The 16277-nt window shown below is 56.5% G+C and carries 13 protein-coding genes; 8 read left to right on the top strand and 5 right to left on the bottom strand.

Annotated features, from left to right (window positions below; translation table 11 throughout):
• Positions 1–29 precede the first annotated feature (29 nt).
• Positions 30–1361 carry a replication-associated recombination protein A gene (locus tag ELY25_RS11205; protein WP_126951363.1) on the top strand — a complete coding sequence of 444 codons (1332 nt, stop codon included), beginning with the start codon at positions 30–32 and terminating at the stop codon, positions 1359–1361.
• Positions 1362–1440: 79 nt separating this feature from the next.
• On the opposite strand, the gene lolA is transcribed toward ELY25_RS11205, so the two are convergent.
• Both lolA and ELY25_RS11195 read right to left on the bottom strand, forming a co-directional pair.
• Entirely contained in the window at positions 1441–2091 is a 651-nt protein-coding gene (gene lolA, locus ELY25_RS11200; protein WP_126951362.1) for an outer membrane lipoprotein periplasmic chaperone LolA, read from the bottom strand.
• A 164-nt stretch (positions 2092–2255) separates the two neighbouring features.
• Complete coding sequence (locus ELY25_RS11195) at positions 2256–5678, bottom strand: DNA translocase FtsK (protein ID WP_126951361.1); 3423 nt, start codon at positions 5676–5678, stop codon at positions 2256–2258.
• 118 nt (positions 5679–5796) lie between these two features.
• On the opposite strand from ELY25_RS11195, the gene aat reads away from it, so the two are divergent.
• The 3 genes from aat (at position 5797) to infA (ending at position 7693) form a co-directional block, all read left to right on the top strand.
• On the top strand, positions 5797–6549 hold the full coding sequence (gene aat, locus ELY25_RS11190) for a leucyl/phenylalanyl-tRNA--protein transferase (RefSeq protein ID WP_126951360.1): 753 nt from the start codon (positions 5797–5799) through the stop codon (positions 6547–6549).
• Positions 6550–6592: 43 nt separating this feature from the next.
• Positions 6593–7327: an arginyltransferase gene (locus ELY25_RS11185; protein ID WP_126951359.1), complete on the top strand. Its 735-nt coding sequence runs from the start codon at positions 6593–6595 to the stop codon at positions 7325–7327.
• 147 nt (positions 7328–7474) lie between these two features.
• Entirely contained in the window at positions 7475–7693 is a 219-nt protein-coding gene (infA, locus tag ELY25_RS11180) for a translation initiation factor IF-1 (RefSeq protein ID WP_007111068.1), read from the top strand.
• A gap of 137 nt (positions 7694–7830) precedes the next feature.
• Here the strand turns inward: infA and clpA are convergent, their stop codons facing one another.
• From clpA to ELY25_RS11165, 3 genes are all read right to left on the bottom strand, one after another.
• A complete protein-coding gene (gene clpA, locus ELY25_RS11175) occupies positions 7831–10107 on the bottom strand; it encodes an ATP-dependent Clp protease ATP-binding subunit ClpA (RefSeq protein ID WP_126951358.1) in 2277 nt (758 codons plus the stop codon).
• A 140-nt stretch (positions 10108–10247) separates the two neighbouring features.
• Positions 10248–10553 carry an ATP-dependent Clp protease adapter ClpS gene (gene clpS / locus ELY25_RS11170; protein WP_126951391.1) on the bottom strand — a complete coding sequence of 102 codons (306 nt, stop codon included), beginning with the start codon at positions 10551–10553 and terminating at the stop codon, positions 10248–10250.
• A gap of 287 nt (positions 10554–10840) precedes the next feature.
• Positions 10841–13075: an NADP-dependent isocitrate dehydrogenase gene (locus ELY25_RS11165; protein ID WP_126951357.1), complete on the bottom strand. Its 2235-nt coding sequence runs from the start codon at positions 13073–13075 to the stop codon at positions 10841–10843.
• Between the two features lie 229 nt (positions 13076–13304).
• On the opposite strand from ELY25_RS11165, the gene ELY25_RS11160 reads away from it, so the two are divergent.
• The 4 genes from ELY25_RS11160 (at position 13305) to hflD (ending at position 16237) form a co-directional block, all read left to right on the top strand.
• Positions 13305–13916, top strand: coding sequence for a pseudouridine synthase (locus tag ELY25_RS11160; RefSeq protein ID WP_126951356.1), 612 nt, complete (start codon positions 13305–13307; stop codon positions 13914–13916).
• The gene (locus ELY25_RS11155; protein WP_126951355.1) at positions 13913–14368 is read left to right on the top strand and encodes an NUDIX hydrolase; all 456 of its coding nucleotides are present in this window, start codon (positions 13913–13915) and stop codon (positions 14366–14368) included. The genes ELY25_RS11160 and ELY25_RS11155 overlap by 4 nt, the downstream gene beginning before the upstream one ends.
• Before the next feature lie 73 nt (positions 14369–14441).
• Complete coding sequence (gene mnmA / locus ELY25_RS11150; protein ID WP_126951354.1) at positions 14442–15599, top strand: tRNA 2-thiouridine(34) synthase MnmA; 1158 nt, start codon at positions 14442–14444, stop codon at positions 15597–15599.
• Positions 15596–16237 carry a high frequency lysogenization protein HflD gene (hflD, locus tag ELY25_RS11145; RefSeq protein WP_126951353.1) on the top strand — a complete coding sequence of 214 codons (642 nt, stop codon included), beginning with the start codon at positions 15596–15598 and terminating at the stop codon, positions 16235–16237. The genes mnmA and hflD overlap by 4 nt, the downstream gene beginning before the upstream one ends.
• The last annotated feature ends 40 nt before the right edge of the window (positions 16238–16277 follow it).

The raw sequence follows: 16277 nt of genomic DNA, 5'->3' as shown, positions 1-16277 counted from the left end.
CAACGTCTCGATTTACAACGGAAGTTTACATGGACCTTTTTGACTCACAGCGGACACCCAGCGACGACGCTCCTCTGGCGTATCGAATGCGTCCGCAAGCACTTGATGACTACGTTGGCCAGGAAGCATTGGTAGGGCCGGGCAAACCGCTTCGGCGCATGGCGGAAGCGGGTCAAATCCGCTCGATGCTTTTATGGGGTCCTCCCGGTGTCGGCAAAACCACCTTGGCTGAGCTGCTTGCTAAGGCATCTAACGCCCACCTTGAGCACTTAAGCGCGGTAATGGCAGGCGTTAAAGAGATACGCGCGGTAGTCGAGCGTGCCCAGCAGCACACTTCGCAGGTCATTCTTTTTCTGGATGAGATACACCGGTTAAACAAGAGCCAGCAGGATGCCCTGCTACCTCACGTAGAGTCGGGCCTGCTAACGTTGATCGGTGCGACTACCGAGAACCCGTCATTTGAGGTCAACTCCGCCTTGCTGTCGCGTGCGCGGGTCTATGTGCTCAAGGCGCTTTCGGAAGACGAGCTGATTAGCGTCATGCGTCAAGCACTTGGCGATGCCGAGCGCGGCCTTGGCAAGCGGGACATAAAGGTTGAAGACGACGTTCTCGGCGCACTGGCTCACGCCAGCGCAGGAGACGCCCGGCGGGCGCTAGGCCTACTGGAAACCGCCTGCGACTTTACCGAGGTCGAAAATGGCCAGGAAGTGCTGCGCGCATCCGTTCTTGCGGATGTTATCGGCCATCAGGCAAGCGCATTTGATAAGCAGGGCGACGCTTACTACGACCTGCTTTCAGCCATTCACAAATCCATCCGCTCATCACGCCCTGACGCCGCCTTGCTGTATATGGCGCGCTTTCTACAGGGTGGCGGCGACCCATTGGATGTTGTGCGCAGGCTAACCGCGATTGCCTCGGAAGATGTCGGAAACGCCGACCCGCGCGCCCTGCCGCTAGTGATTGCCGCGTGGGACGCTTACCTGCGCCTGGGCGACTACGAAGGTCAGCGGGCGATTGCCCATGCGGCCATCCACTTGGCCGTGGCACCCAAGAGCAACCGGATCGACCGTGCCTGGAATGCCGCCAAGCAGTACGTGCGTCAGCAACCCCAAGTAGACGTGCCCACCTACCTGCGCAACGCCCCCACCAAGCTGATGGAGCAATTGGGCCACGGCGAGGGCTACCGCTACGCACATAAGGAGCCCGACGGCTACCCAGCCGGCAGCGCACATGACTGCTGGCCGGAAAAGCTACCCAAGACACGCTTTTTTGAACCCAGCCCGTTTGGCCAGGAAAAACGCTTTGGCGAGATAATGGCGTGGCGGGAAAACCTTGACCAAGAAGCAGATCAGGCGCCCTAGGGCGCCTGATGGTTACGGTGGCGAGCGATATCAACTGACCGCCGCTCTCCATTCACTGTTCACCACTCACTATTCACCACTAAAACTCTTCCCGAATAACATCGGTGCCCTCAGGAATATCGAAGTTGAACAGGCTGCGGTTGATCGAGCCGTTCTGGGTAATATCGCTAAACGTGATCAACGTACGTTGGCCGGTGCTGTCCATCATCCAAAGCTGGGTCAGGGTATCGTTATCAAATACCATGCTCAGCTCTTCAAACAGGGTATCGGCGGAGCTTGGGATCAGGGTAAACACGTCTTCGCCATTTTCCTGATCGTAAACCACATCGTAGCTACTGGACAGATCGCCGATATTGCCGGAAAGCAGCAGCGCAGGCGTGTGGGTGACGCGGTCATCCATGGGCTGTACGGTTACCTGCTCAAGATCTGGATCATAGAGGTAAACGTCGCTGCCGTCGGATACCACGATCTGAGAGTAAGGCGCTTCCACTTCCCAGCGCAGCATGCCAGGGCGCGAGAGCCACATTTCGCCAGTGGCACTTTGCAGACGCTCGCCGCTACCGTCCAGAATTCTCTGCTCAAACGTAGCCTGATAGCTTTCCAGCGGTTCAAGTCGTTCGGTCAAGCGCTCGGCGGCATCATTAGCCAAGACAGGGGTAGCAAAGGTTAATCCAAGTGCCGCTGCCGCCAGAGACAGGGGTGAAGAAAGCAGAGTTTGCGTATCGCGCATAGTGTTCTCCCTAGACATACGCTGTCAGATTGAATAGACATACGTTGCCAAAAAATAGCTGAGGATCGTTAACAACATCCATGTGGTCCTTCAGACGCGAAACGCGCCGCGGGGTTTCACCCGCGGCGCGACTTTCACGCTTATTGCATGATTCGTACAGGCGTTTAGTGACCCGCTGCCGGCGGTGCCAGTACCTCTCGCGCCCCATTGGTGCCCATTGAAGACACAACGCCTGCCATTTCCATGGCATCCACCAGACGCGCCGCACGGTTGTAGCCGATCTTGAAACGTCGCTGTACCGCCGAAATGGAGGCTTTGCGGGTTTCCGTCACAAACTGAACAGCCTCATCGTAGAGCGCATCCTGTTCGGCATCGTCCCCATCGCTACCCTCAGCTTCAAGGCCGGCCAAGGCATCGGCCGATACCCCACCTGAGAGAATCTCCTCAATGTACTCAGGCTCACCGCGGCGCTTCCAATCATCCACAACACGGTGCACTTCATCATCATCCACAAAGGCGCCATGCACACGGTTGGGTGGCCCTGAGCCTGCTGGCAGATAGAGCATGTCGCCGTGGCCCAGCAAACTTTCGGCGCCACCCTGGTCAAGAATGGTGCGCGAGTCGATTCGCGATGACACTTGAAACGCCATGCGTGATGGGATGTTGGCCTTGATCAGACCGGTCACGACATCCACCGAGGGGCGCTGAGTTGCCAAGATCAGATGTATACCTGCAGCCCGCGCCTTTTGCGCCAGGCGGGCAATCAGCTCTTCCACTTTTTTACCGACAATCATGAACATGTCGGCAAACTCGTCGATCACCACCACGATATAGGGCAGTTTTTCGAGTATCGGGGGTGTTTGGTGCATTTCCCAAGGCTGCGGCTCCCACAACGGGTCAGCCACCTGAGCGCCTGCTCGTTCGGCCTCGTCAAGCCGGCCGTTAAAGCCCGCGATATTACGCACGCCCATGGCGGCCATCAGCTTGTAGCGGCGCTCCATCTCAGCTACACACCAGCGCAGGCTGTTGGCGGCCTCTTTCATGTCGGTCACTACCGGCGCCAGCAGGTGCGGGATACCGTCGTAGACCGAGAGCTCCAGCATCTTGGGGTCCACCATGATGAGCTTGAGCTCATCGGGCTTGGCCTTGAGCAGCATTGAGATCAGCATCGCGTTAACGCCCACCGACTTGCCCGACCCTGTGGTACCGGCCACCAGGAGATGAGGCATCTTGCCCAGGTTGGCAATCACCGGGCCACCGCCAATATCCTGGCCAAGTGCCATGGTCAGTGGTGAGGTTTCCTGCTGAAACCTCTCGGAGTCGATGACTTCACGCAGGCGAATCATTGCCCGGTGCGGGTTGGGAATCTCGATCCCCACGGTCGGGCGTCCGGGAATGACCTCAACCACACGCACGCTTTTCACCATCAGCGAGCGTGCCAGGTCTTTCGCCAGATTGCTGATCTTGGAGGCCTTGACGCCTGCTGCGGGCTTGATTTCAAAACGCGTGATGACCGGCCCGGGCCAGGTATCCACCACTTCCGCCTTCACGCCATATTCGCGCAGCCGCACTTCAAGAAGCTCGGCCATGTCGGCAAGCTGCTCTTCTGTGTAGTTGGGCTGATGCGGCTCGGCCGGGGTCAACAGCTGTAGGCTCGGCACCTCGCCTTCAGGCTCAGGCAGGGTTTCAAACACCGGGCGCTGATTCTGCAGGTGCTCAACGGTCCAGAGCGTAGGCCCGCTGTCGGCTTCATTAGCCACATCATCCGCCGAGAAGGTCGGCTCATGGCGAGCGGCGCTTACCGGCTGTGGCTGGTGTAGTTGAGACTGAGCGCGAGACTGAGCGTGAGCTTGGGACTGAGATAAAGGCGTGGGTGCTGTCACCTGCACGGGCAATTCAGCTTCGTCATCTTCCCAAACCGGCTCGGGGACTACTTCGGGTACGCGCTCAGATCTAGGGGCATAACGTGGCTCAGTATCCAGCGAAGGCTCACGCGAGGTAGCGGGTTCAGCGATGACCGTTGGGCTAAGCGTCGGCTCAGGGCGAAGCGGCTTTTCCGCCTGAACGGCAGGCTCTTCGCTGTGCCACTCCTGGCGCTCAAGTTCCTGGGCGCGCTCATCCTGCCATTCGTCGTCCAGCTCGCTGCCTGACTCATCCTGCTCGGCGTCAGCCTCTTCCTGGGCAAAGAAATGTGGCGCCATAGGGAAAGCGGCATCCTCTTCGCGAGAAGCGCGCAGGCTGAGTGGCGCGTCATCCTGCGTGGCGGCCTTTTCATCTTCCACAGCCCTTGAAGTTGATGCTTCAGATACCGGCGACGCTTCAGCGGCAAAGGACTTCTCCTCGACAGGTTCACGCGGCGGCTGGGTTTGGGCGACCGGTTCCGTCGGGGTATCCTGAGTGTATAGCGGCGTAGCAGGTGTCGCTTGTTCATCATGAACGCGCGCTGAGAAGGCGTCCGCACGCAGAGCTTTTTCAGGCGCAATCTCGGATTCAGGTGCAACCTCAGGCTCAGGTATTACCAGGGCCTGAACATCAGGCGCTTGCGCGCTTGGCGCAGCAGTCACCGGCTTGGGTTCTGGGTCAGCTGGCGCAACCGCTACGGCTGGCTGCACTGGTGCTTCATTGAGTGGCGCTTCATCGACGCCTGCGTCGTCAACCGGCTTTTTATTAGGCGCCGCTTTATCCGCCAACGCCTCATCAGACAGGTTGGTATCTTCCCAGGGAATAGACGTATCAGTTGATTCGACAGCCGATGCAGAGAACTCAGGTTCGCGGCGCGCACGGTTCTTGTCGCGTTTGGGATTTGGCGCACGAGGAGGCTCTTCCGCCTTGGGGGCAGGCTTCAAAGACGCTCGCAGCGCAGCGCGCTCACGACGTTTCTCCCGGCTTTTTTCCCGACGCGCGCTAAACCAGCTGCCCACACGGCAAAGACGCCGGCCCACTTCGTCCGCCACTTGTAACCACGACATGCCGCTAAACAGGGGAAACCCGATCAGGATCAGAGCCGCCGCAATCAAGCCTACCCCACCGCTACTGACCAGCGGTTTTAAGGTGCCAACCAATCCTTCACCCAGAATGCCGCCCGAGGCATAGGGCAAGATGCTGTTGGGATGATAAAAATGCAGCGCCCCTAGCATGGTAGTGCCGAACATCAGCAGCACCAGACCACCGGCGTGCACGGCGATGGCCACCGGGTCAAGTTCAAAACGTACCTGACGCGAGCGCATCAGCCACCAGGCGGCAAAACCAAACATGCCCGGCCACCAAAGTGCGCTTGCCCCCAAAAGAGAATAGAGAACGTCAGCCAGCCAGGCGCCGACCGGCCCCATCCAGTTACGCACATCGGTTTCTGGCCCCTGATAGGACCAGCCGGGGTCTTCCGGGTGGTAGCTAAATAGTGCTAATAATAAAAATACACACAGCGCCAGCAGTACTACCACTACGCCTTCACGCACCGAGCCCTGTAAACGCAGGCCAAACCGGCGCGCTTTATCTTTCGCGGCTTTTACCCGCGCAGAAGAGGCCGAAGATGGTGCTTGACGCGAATTACGCTGCGTTCGCTTGTCTACCGCCTTGTTCACTTTCAAGCGATTCTCCCCTTACACCTCAATGGCGTCTTTAATCTACTTGCGAGTTTGCATCATACCGAGCATCCTTCCGCCGTCACAGAGCTTCTCATCAAGTGCTCAGTAACAGGAGCAAATAATGCTACCCTGGCTTTCATCGCCATATCCCACATTTCCGTCTACCGCCATTGCGCTGGATTCGCCCAATGGCCTGCTGGCCGCCGGTGGCGACCTTTCACCGCCCTGGTTGGTGGAAGCGTACCGACGCGGAATTTTCCCATGGTACAGCGATGACGATCCCATTTTATGGTGGAGTCCTGATCCGCGCATGGTGCTTCGCCCTGAGCAGTTCAAGCTGCGCCGTAGCTTAGCAAAACGGCTACGTAATGGGGGATTTGACGTTACCCTGAATCAACATTTTGAGCACGTAATTAATGCGTGTGCCGCACCACGAGCCGAAGACATCGGCACGTGGATCACCGATGAGATGTACAATGCCTACGTCACGCTCAATCGTCTAGGTATTGCACATAGTATCGAGGTACACCAAGCGGGCCAACTGGTAGGTGGTCTCTATGGCCTGGCTATGGGGCCGGTGTTTTTTGGCGAGTCCATGTTCTCAAATGTGCCGGATGCTTCCAAGGTAGCCCTCGCCCATCTGGCAGGCGCCATGCAGGCTCATTGCGGCAAGCTGATAGATTGCCAGATGCATACACCGCACTTGGCAAGCCTTGGGGCAACAACAGTCGCTCGCGAGACGTTCATCAACTATCTTGAACAGTGGCTGCCTGAAAAGGCATTTGGTGTCTCATCATCCGATGAAGCTCCCCAAGTGCCGGCATCACCCTGGTTAAGCGCCATACCCAGCAAGGGTAATTCTGTACGCTGGTAGGTTTAAATTACGCTGTTAAGCTACGTTATACGGGAGGAAAGCTGTGAGTAGTAATGCTCCTCGTGGGCCAGTGCGGGATCTGCGCTTTTTTCTTACCGTGCCGCATATCTGCAGCTATCTACCCCATAAAGAGGCAACAACGCTTTTTCTGGATCCACAGGAGTCACCTGGCCGCGGCGTCTATGATTCGCTATCCCTGCTTGGCTTCAGGCGAAGCGGACGGCATCTGTATCGACCGCATTGCGAAAACTGCAACGCCTGCCGCTCTGTACGCATTCCGGTTGAGCAGTTCACTGCCAACCGCTCGCAACGCAAGGTCTGGCGACGTAATGCGGACATTACCACGCGTATCGTGCCTGCGCGCTATGAAGCACGCCATTATGCGCTTTACGCAGAGTATATTCGTCAACGCCATGCTGACGGCGATATGTACCCGCCTAGCCGCGAACAGTACCAGACCTTTTTAACCCTGTCAGAGCCCTATGCCTACCTGTTGGAGATGTACCTGGGTGAAGAGCTGGTGGCTGTATCGGCGTTCGATCAGCTGGAGCACGGCCTATCCGCCATCTATACCTTCTTTGGAGTTGGCGATACGCTGGATAGACGCTCGTTGGGCACACTGGCGGTGCTCAAGCTGATTGAACTCTGTGTTGAAAAATCCCTGCCGCATCTCTATCTGGGATATTGGATAGAGGAGTGTCGTAAAATGCGCTACAAGCAGGATTTTTCGCCTACTGAGCTGTTGGATGGGGGGCATTGGCGGCCGCTGATTCGCTAATATGCGTAAATTGGGCCAGCTTTTTTGCCTTGACGACGGGCTTACGGCACAATATAGCGCTGTTTCTTATGGGCCAGCGATCTGGCACTTGAATCCTGAAACGGTTTTGGTTTGCTAACTACGTTAAATAAGTGAGGATCTGCCTATATGGCACGCGAAGATCATATTGAAATGGAAGGCGTGATTGTTGATACCCTTCCCAACACCATGTTCCGTGTTGAGCTTGAAAACGGCCACGTTGTTACTGCGCATATCTCTGGAAAAATGCGTAAAAACTACATCCGCATCCTGACCGGTGACAAGGTGAAAGTGGAACTGACACCGTACGACCTGTCCAAAGGCCGTATTGTCTACCGCTCGCGCTAAGCCTTTATAACGCCTATTCAGCTAGTCAGCAGTCGGTGCCATCACCTGTATACGACAACGCCCCGTCGAAGACAGGGCGCTGTGGCAATCTACTGCATGTTTAGGCGCTACGCATCAAGGCGATCTTAGCGCCCTTTTCAGGGCGCATCCGCCATTTCAGTCTCGGTGGAGAGATGCAACTCCCCCTCCTCCAGACTGACATGCACAATCCCGCCATTATCCGCCAGCTCGCCAAACAGAATCATTTCAGCAAGCGGCTTCTTGAGTTTCTCCTGAATCAGGCGCGCCATGGGGCGAGCACCCATGTCCGGGTCGTAGCCCTTCTCGGCCAGCCAGTCCCGCGCGGTATCGTCGACATCCAGTTGCACGCGCTTCTCATCCAGCTGCGCTTGCAGCTCGATCAGGAACTTGTCGACGACGTTACGCACGACTGACGTCGGCAGCGCATGGAACTGAATGATGCCATCCAAGCGGTTGCGGAATTCCGGCGAGAAGGTCCGCCGAATGACTTCCATGGCATCCGTCGAATGATCCTGATTCTGGAAGCCGATCGAGCGACGTGATGCCTGCTCAGCGCCCGCGTTAGACGTCATGATCAGGATCACGTGGCGGAAATCGGCTTCACGCCCGTTATTGTCGGTCAAGCGGCCATGGTCCATGACCTGTAGCAACAGGTTAAAGACTTCCGGGTGCGCCTTTTCGATTTCATCCAGCAGCAACACGCAGTGGGGCTGCTTGGTAACGGCTTCAGTCAGCAGGCCGCCCTGATCGTAACCAACGTAGCCAGGAGGTGCACCAATCAAGCGTGATACGGTGTGACGCTCCATGTACTCGGACATGTCAAAGCGTACAAGCTCGATACCCATGATATGGGCAAGCTGCTTGGCCACTTCGGTTTTACCCACCCCGGTAGGCCCAGCAAACAGGAAACTACCCACCGGCTTATCCGGCGACTTGAGTCCGGCACGCGACAGCTTGATAGCAGCTGAAAGCGTGTCGATTGCCTCGTTCTGTCCAAATACCAGCATCTTCAGATCGCGGTCAAGCTTCTCAAGCAGCTTACGGTCAGAGCTTGAAACGCTCTTCGGCGGAATACGCGCAATGGACGCCACAATGGCTTCCACCTGCTCAACATCAATGGTGTTAGCACGCACTTCCGGCGGCAATAGACGCTGGTGAGCGCCCGCTTCATCGATCACATCAATCGCCTTGTCGGGCAGATGGCGGTCGTTGATATAACGATCGGCCAGACGCGCCGCGCTCTCAAGTGCCCCATCGGTGTACTTGAGTTCGTGATGCTCTTCAAAGCGCGAACGCAGACCTTTGAGAATCTTGATGGTGTCGTCAACGGACGGCGCCAGCACATCCACCTTCTGGAAACGACGCGCGAGCGCGCGATCCTTTTCAAAAATACCGCGGAATTCCTGGAAAGTCGTCGAACCAATACACCGCAACTCGCCTGAAGAGAGCAGCGGTTTCAGAAGGTTGGACGCATCCATTACCCCACCTGAGGCCGCACCCGCGCCGATGACGGTGTGGATTTCATCAATAAACAGTACTGCATTTGGCTGTTTACGCAGCTCGCCTAAAAGGCTTTTCAGACGCTTTTCAAAATCGCCGCGGTACTTGGTGCCAGCAAGCAAGGCGCCCATATCCAGCGAATACACAACTGCATCCGCAATGACATCGGGTACATCTTCTTCAACAATACGCTTGGCAAGCCCTTCTGCTACGGCGGTTTTACCTACGCCAGCTTCGCCAACCAACAGCGGGTTGTTTTTACGCCGCCGAGCGAGAATCTGTACCACGCGCTCAAGCTCATGATCACGCCCAATCAAGGGGTCGATCTTGCCTAGCCGTGCCTGCTCGTTAAGGTTGGTGGCGTATCCGTTAAGCGGATGTGTGCCGCCTTCAGTCGCGCCCTCTTCAACATCCTCACCCTCTTGGGAGGAGGTTGATTGTGACGGACCATGGCCTGCCACCTTGGAAATACCGTGGGCGATGTAGTTGACGGCATCTACTCGAGCAACGCTTTGCTGCTTGAGGAAATAGACCGCTTGGCTTTCCTGTTCAGAAAAAATAGCGACAAGCACGTTGGCGCCGGTAACTTCACTTTTTCCCGACGATTGAACGTGGAACACCGCACGCTGCAGCACACGCTGAAAACCGAGCGTAGGCTGCGTTTCACGATCCCCATGGCCTTCAGGAATCAACGGTGTGGTCGAATTGATAAAATCCTGCAGATCGGATCGCAGCTTGTCGAGGTTTGCCCCACACGCCTTTAACACATCCACTGCCGAGGCATTGTCCAGCAACGCCAGCAGCAGGTGTTCAACCGTCATGAACTCGTGGCGCTTTGAGCGGGCCACGGTAAAGGCCGTGTTCAGGGTCAGTTCAAGTTCTTTGCTCAGCATGGCAGTCCCCTTTTAGCTACTACCTAGGGCGTATCGCCCCCTAGGACTTGCGTCGGATCAGTTTAATCGACCGGTACTTTCAACATCGGGTACAAATGGCAGGGTTGCAAGCCTTCGCTGACAAATTTTTATCAATGCTGTTAATTTGCAGCCTCAATATCACTCATCAGCGGATGCTCGCATTCACGGGCGTATTCATTTACCTGATGACTTTTCGTTTCTGCGATATCGCGAGTGAAAATGCCACAGGTCGCCTTACCCTGGGTATGTACAGCAAGCATTATCTGAACAGCCTTCTCGCTGTCCATACTGAAAAATTCTTGCAGCACCTCAATGACAAAATCCATGGGTGTGTAATCGTCATTATGTAACACGACCTTATATAGAGGCGGCTGCGCCAGCTCGGGCTTAGCCTGCTGAACGGCAGTATCCCCATCATCGGGCATATCAGGTCGTGTCATACCGGCCATCCCATGGGAAGCCGCTGTTACCTCAAACGCTAACTTGGACATAGATTGCACTGTTGGTTATCTCAAAGACTCAGGAACGACCCAGCCTGTGCTACTCAGCAATTGCAACCCGCAATAGTGACCAGTCAATAGCTATGACGCTCAAGTTCTACAAGGGTTCACACGGTACTAAAAATAGCATACCGCAAAAGTCAAAAAACCCCCGCCCATTACAGGGACGAGGGTTATGCTACAACGCCCCGGTAGCCCAAGGCGATGCGACGTTAGCCCTTGGCAACCATGGCCAGGGCTTCATTCAGTGTTTTGCTGGGGCGCATTGCCTGACTTGCCAATTCGCCGTTCGGACGGAAATAGCCCTGAATATCAACGGCCTTCCCTTGAACATCATTGAGTTCAGCAACGATGGTCTCTTCATTGGCTTTCAATTTTTCTGCCAGGCGGGCGAACAGTGATTTCAGTTCGGCGTCATCATTTTGTGCGGCCAGTGCTTGTGCCCAGTAAAGGGCCAGGTAGAAATGGCTGCCGCGGTTATCAAGCTCGCCCACTTTGCGTGAAGGAGACTTGTTGCTGTCCAGGAACTTGCCGTTGGCTTCATCCAGCGTTTTGGCAAGCACTGTGGCACGTGCATTGCCGAACGTGCTGCCTAGATGCTCAAGAGAAGCTGCAAGCGCCAGGAATTCACCCAGAGAATCCCAACGTAGGTGGTTCTCTTCCAGGAACTGCTGAACGTGCTTGGGTGCGCTACCGCCTGCGCCGGTTTCAAAGAGGCCACCACCGTTCATGAGCGGAACAATAGATAGCATCTTCGCACTGGTGCCCAGTTCCATGATCGGGAACAGGTCAGTGAGGTAATCGCGCAGCACGTTGCCGGTGACCGAAATGGTGTCTTCGCCCTTGCGAATACGCTCAAGCGATACCGCCATGGCGTCTACCGGCGCCAGAATGCGAATATCCAGACCGTTGGTATCGTGGTCTTTAAGGTACGTTTCTACCTTTTTGATCAGCTGTGCATCGTGGGCACGGTTAGCGTCCAGCCAGAAGATAGCGGGAACGCCACTTTCACGCGCGCGGGTAACGGCAAGCTTCACCCAATCCTGAATCGGCGCGTCCTTGGTCTGGCACATACGCCAGATATCACCCGCTTCAACGTCATGACTGAACAGCGTATTGCCGTTCTCATCACTCACTACCACGGTACCGTCGGCAGCGATCTGAAAGGTTTTATCGTGAGAGCCATACTCTTCGGCTTTCTGTGCCATCAGGCCCACATTCGGCACGCTGCCCATGGTGGTCGGATCAAACGCACCGTGCTTTTTGCAATCTTCGATAACCGCTTGGTAGATGGTTGCGTAGCAGCGATCCGGGATAACGGCTTTGGTATCGTGAAGCTGATCGTCAGCGCCCCACATCTTGCCGGAGTCACGAATCATCGCCGGCATGGAAGCGTCGATAATCACATCACTTGGCACGTGCAGATTGGTGATTCCCTTGTGGGAGTTGACCATCGCCAAGGGTGGACGCTCTTGGTAAAGCGCGTCGATATCGTTTTTGATTGCTTCCTGCTGGTCACTTGGCAGCGACTCAATCGCGCTGTAGAGATCGCCGATACCGCTATTGGGGTTGAAACCAGCGGCTTTAAGCGCATCTGCATGCTTTTCAAGCGCACTCTTGTAGAACTCTTCAACCACGATGCCGAACATGATGGGGTCGGAAACCTTCATCATGGTGGCTTTCAGGTGCAGAGAGAACAGCACGTTGCGCGCTTTGGCATCGCTGATTTCACTGTCGATAAAGCTGCGCAGGCGACGGCTGCTCATGCAGGCTGCATCAATCACTTCGCCTTCGAGAACGGCCAGGCCTTCCTTCAAGACGGTAGTAGTGCCATCTTTTTGCTGGAGCTCAATCTTTAGCTTGCCGGCTTTCTCGATAACGGTGGACTGCTCACTGCCGTAAAAGTCGCCTTCGCTCATGTGAGCCACGTGGGACTGGGAGTCGCTGCTCCACTCACCCATGCGGTGCGGGTATTTACGGGCGTAGTTCTTGACCGACTTGGGCGCACGGCGGTCAGAGTTACCTTCACGCAGCACCGGGTTAACGGCGCTGCCCTTGGCTTTGTCGTAAGCCGCTTTGATGGCTTTTTCTTCGTCGTTTTTAGGCTCTTCCGGGTAGTCCGGCAGCGGGTAGCCCTGGCCTTGAAGCTCTTTGATCGTGGCCTTCAACTGCGGGCCGGAGGCGCTGATATTGGGCAGCTTGATAATATTGGCTTCAGGCGTGGTGGCAAGCTTGCCAAGTTCGGCCAGGTCATCGCTGACACGCTGCTCGTCGTTAAGCAGGTCAGGGAACTGGGCCAGCACGCGCGCCGCCAGGGAAATGTCGCGAGTCTCGACTTCAATACCGGCAGAGTCTGTAAAGGCATCAATAATCGGTAACAGGGAATATGTCGCGAGCGCAGGGGCTTCGTCGGTAAGCGTGTAAATGATCTTCGGCGTTTGGGACATTTTTGCGTTAACCTCTTTTCTCTGTCGCTTTAGTTATAAAATCCTAAGCTACGCGGCTCATTCGACGATAGCCCGTGCCGCGAAGCGCACTAAGCAGCTAACGCGCTGCTTTACTATCACTTCGGTGGTGTTGACGACGACTCCAGCGGTCACGCAGGAGTATACCAGCGCTGCACTTTAACCGCATGAGAGATTGTCGACAAATCCGGCGCAAGATGTAAGAGACTTTATGAGCAGCCTATATTTACTGCACAAACCCTACCGCATGCTCTCCCAGTTCACGGATACCGAGGGGCGGGCAACCCTGGCCGACGTTATTGATGTACCCGGTGTTTATGCGGCCGGCCGGCTTGATTATGACTCTGAAGGCCTTCTGTTACTCAGCGATGACGGCGCGCTTATTCACCGTATCGCTCACCCACGTCACAAGCAGCCCAAAACGTACTGGGTGCAACTGGAAGGCCAGATTGATGACAAGGCGCTCAACGCGCTGCGCACCGGTATTACCTTGAAAGACGGCCCTACCCGCCCTGCCAAGGCGCGGTTGATAGGACCGCCAGCTCTAGCCCCTCGTGAGCCTGCCATAGACCCGAAACGCCACCCCTCTACTTCATGGCTTGAACTTACCATCAGCGAAGGGCGCAACCGCCAGGTACGCCGCATGACCGCCCACGTAGGGTTTCCCACACTCAGGTTGATTCGCGCCTCGATCGGCCCCTGGCAACTGGGCGACCTGCAACTCGGCCAGTGGCGCAAGGAAACCCTGCACGCCCCACGCCAAGCGCAAAGTACCAGGCGCTCGGGCAAACCGGCCGTATCTCGCCACAGGAAGACCTCATGAGCACTACCCGAAGCATCGCCATTCACAGTACAGCCGCCTGCGTCATTCAGCGGGATAACCGGTTTTTATTGGTAGAAGAAGCCAAGGGCGGCCCCAAAACGGTATTCAATCAGCCGGCCGGGCATGTCGAAGCCGGCGAAGGGCCCATGGCCGCCGTTCTTCGCGAGGTAGAGGAAGAGACCGCCTGGCGTGTCACGCTCACCGGCTACCTGGGGCTGTATGTTTTTCACGCCCCCGGCGGGCAAACCTTTCATAGCCACGGTTTTTTAGCCGAACCGGCGAGCTTTCTCGACACGCCGTTAGATGCCGATATTGTCGCGACACACTGGCTGACGCTTGACGAAATCCGCGCCTTGAATGCCGAAAACCGTTTAAGAAGCCCGCTGGTACTCAAGCGCATTGAGGACGCTGTCAGCGAACGCTGCTATCCATTGAACGTCATTCAAGAGTGAAGCACTCGAAGCACCAACCCCCCATCGTGTATAATCACCGCCCAATTGCATACCACTTCAACCGAGGATGCCAATGACATCCACCAATGGCTCACCCATCACCGAGTCATCCGCAGCCGGCAAAGTGATTGTCGGCATGTCGGGTGGCGTCGATTCGTCTGTTTCCGCCTTGATCCTGCAGCAGCAAGGATACGAGGTGGAAGGCCTGTTCATGAAAAATTGGGACGAAGACGACGGTACTGAATACTGCACGGCCAAGGAAGACCTTGCCGACGCCGAGGCAGTATGTGCCAAGCTGGGTATCAAGCTGCATACAGCCAACTTTGCCGCCGAGTACTGGGATAATGTGTTCGAGCATTTCCTGGAAGAGTACAAGGCCGGGCGCACGCCCAATCCCGACATCCTGTGCAACCGGGAAATCAAGTTCAAGGTGTTCCTCGAGTATGCGGAAATGCTGGGCGCCGAGAAAATCGCCACCGGCCACTATGTTCGTGAAGGACGGGTCCGCCAAGGCACTAGCGATGTTCGCCCACGCCTGCTTAAAGGGCTGGATGGCAATAAGGACCAGAGCTATTTCCTGCACGCGGTGCCCGAAGCGGCTATTGCCCGCACGCTGTTTCCCGTTGGCGAGCTTGAAAAGCCGGCCGTCCGTGCCCTAGCCGAGCAGCACGACCTGATTACCGCCAAGAAAAAAGACTCCACCGGTATCTGTTTTATCGGTGAGCGCCGTTTCCGCGATTTTTTACAGCAGTACCTACCTGCCCAGCCCGGCACGATCGAAACGCCTGAAGGCGATACCATCGGCGAGCATATGGGGTTGATGTACTACACTCTGGGCCAACGTCAGGGCCTGGGGATTGGCGGGCTTGCCAACTACTCGGAAGAGCCCTGGTACGTGGCAGCCAAAGATCTTGAACGTAACGTGTTGATCGTTGTGCAGGGCAAGCATCATCCACTGCTCTATTCCGACACGCTGGCGACCGAAGCCATGGACTGGGTGGCGGGCGAGCCGCCGGCTCAGTCAGGCCGGTTTACCGCCAAGACCCGCTACCGCCAGAGCGACTGCCCTTGTGAAATGCGCACCCTGCCCGATGGTGGTGTTGAAGTCACGTTCGACGATCCGCAGTGGGCGGTCACGCCTGGCCAATCGCTGGTGCTTTACGATGGCGATATCTGTTTGGGCGGCGGCGTTATCCGCGCCACCTGGAACGCCGCGGAGACAGGCGCATGAATACGCCAACGCCGATTCATCGCGCCCCGGACTCTCCCTCTATGCGCCAGGCGCTTGCCTTGGCGGGCGTGTTTCAAGCTGCAAGCCTGGTCGATGAGCTGGCCCGCACCGGCCAGGTAGATACCCGCGCCTGGGATACCCTGATTGAAGCCACCGTAGATACCAACCCGGAAAGCTTCGAAGCGATTTATGGCGGCCACCCCAACAACCTGCGCCGGGGTCTTGAAACTCTCGAAGCTCTGGTGGGCCGCAAACAGGCAAACCCGGTGGTGCTGCGCTACGGTTTCACAATTTTGCTGGTCATGAACAAGCTGCGCACCAACAACGCCATGATGGACTCCCTTGGCCAGCACCTGACCCGTATTCAGGGACAGGCAGAGCACTTTGGCACCACGCATGAAAACGTGATTGCAAGCCTGGGTGAAGCCTACCAGAAGACCATCTCAACGTTTAAAACGCGCATTGTGGTACAGGGCGACCCCTCTTTACTGCAAAGCCGCATGATGCCGGAGCGCGTACGGGCCTGCCTGCTGGCCGGTATCCGTTTCGGGCTTTTATGGCACCAGCAAGGGGGGCGCCGCTGGAAACTGGTCTTTCAGCGTAAGGCGCTGCGCCGCGCGCTGGACAGCCTCGGCTAGGCCCGCTTAGCGTGCCACTTCAGGCTTTCTCACTGCTTTT

Origin of the sequence: Vreelandella populi (assembly GCF_003989825.1) — a bacterium.
Lineage (GTDB): Bacteria > Pseudomonadota > Gammaproteobacteria > Pseudomonadales > Halomonadaceae > Vreelandella > Vreelandella populi.
The sequence above is the reverse complement of the archived record's forward strand: the minus strand, read 5'-3'. Positions and strand labels throughout refer to the sequence as shown.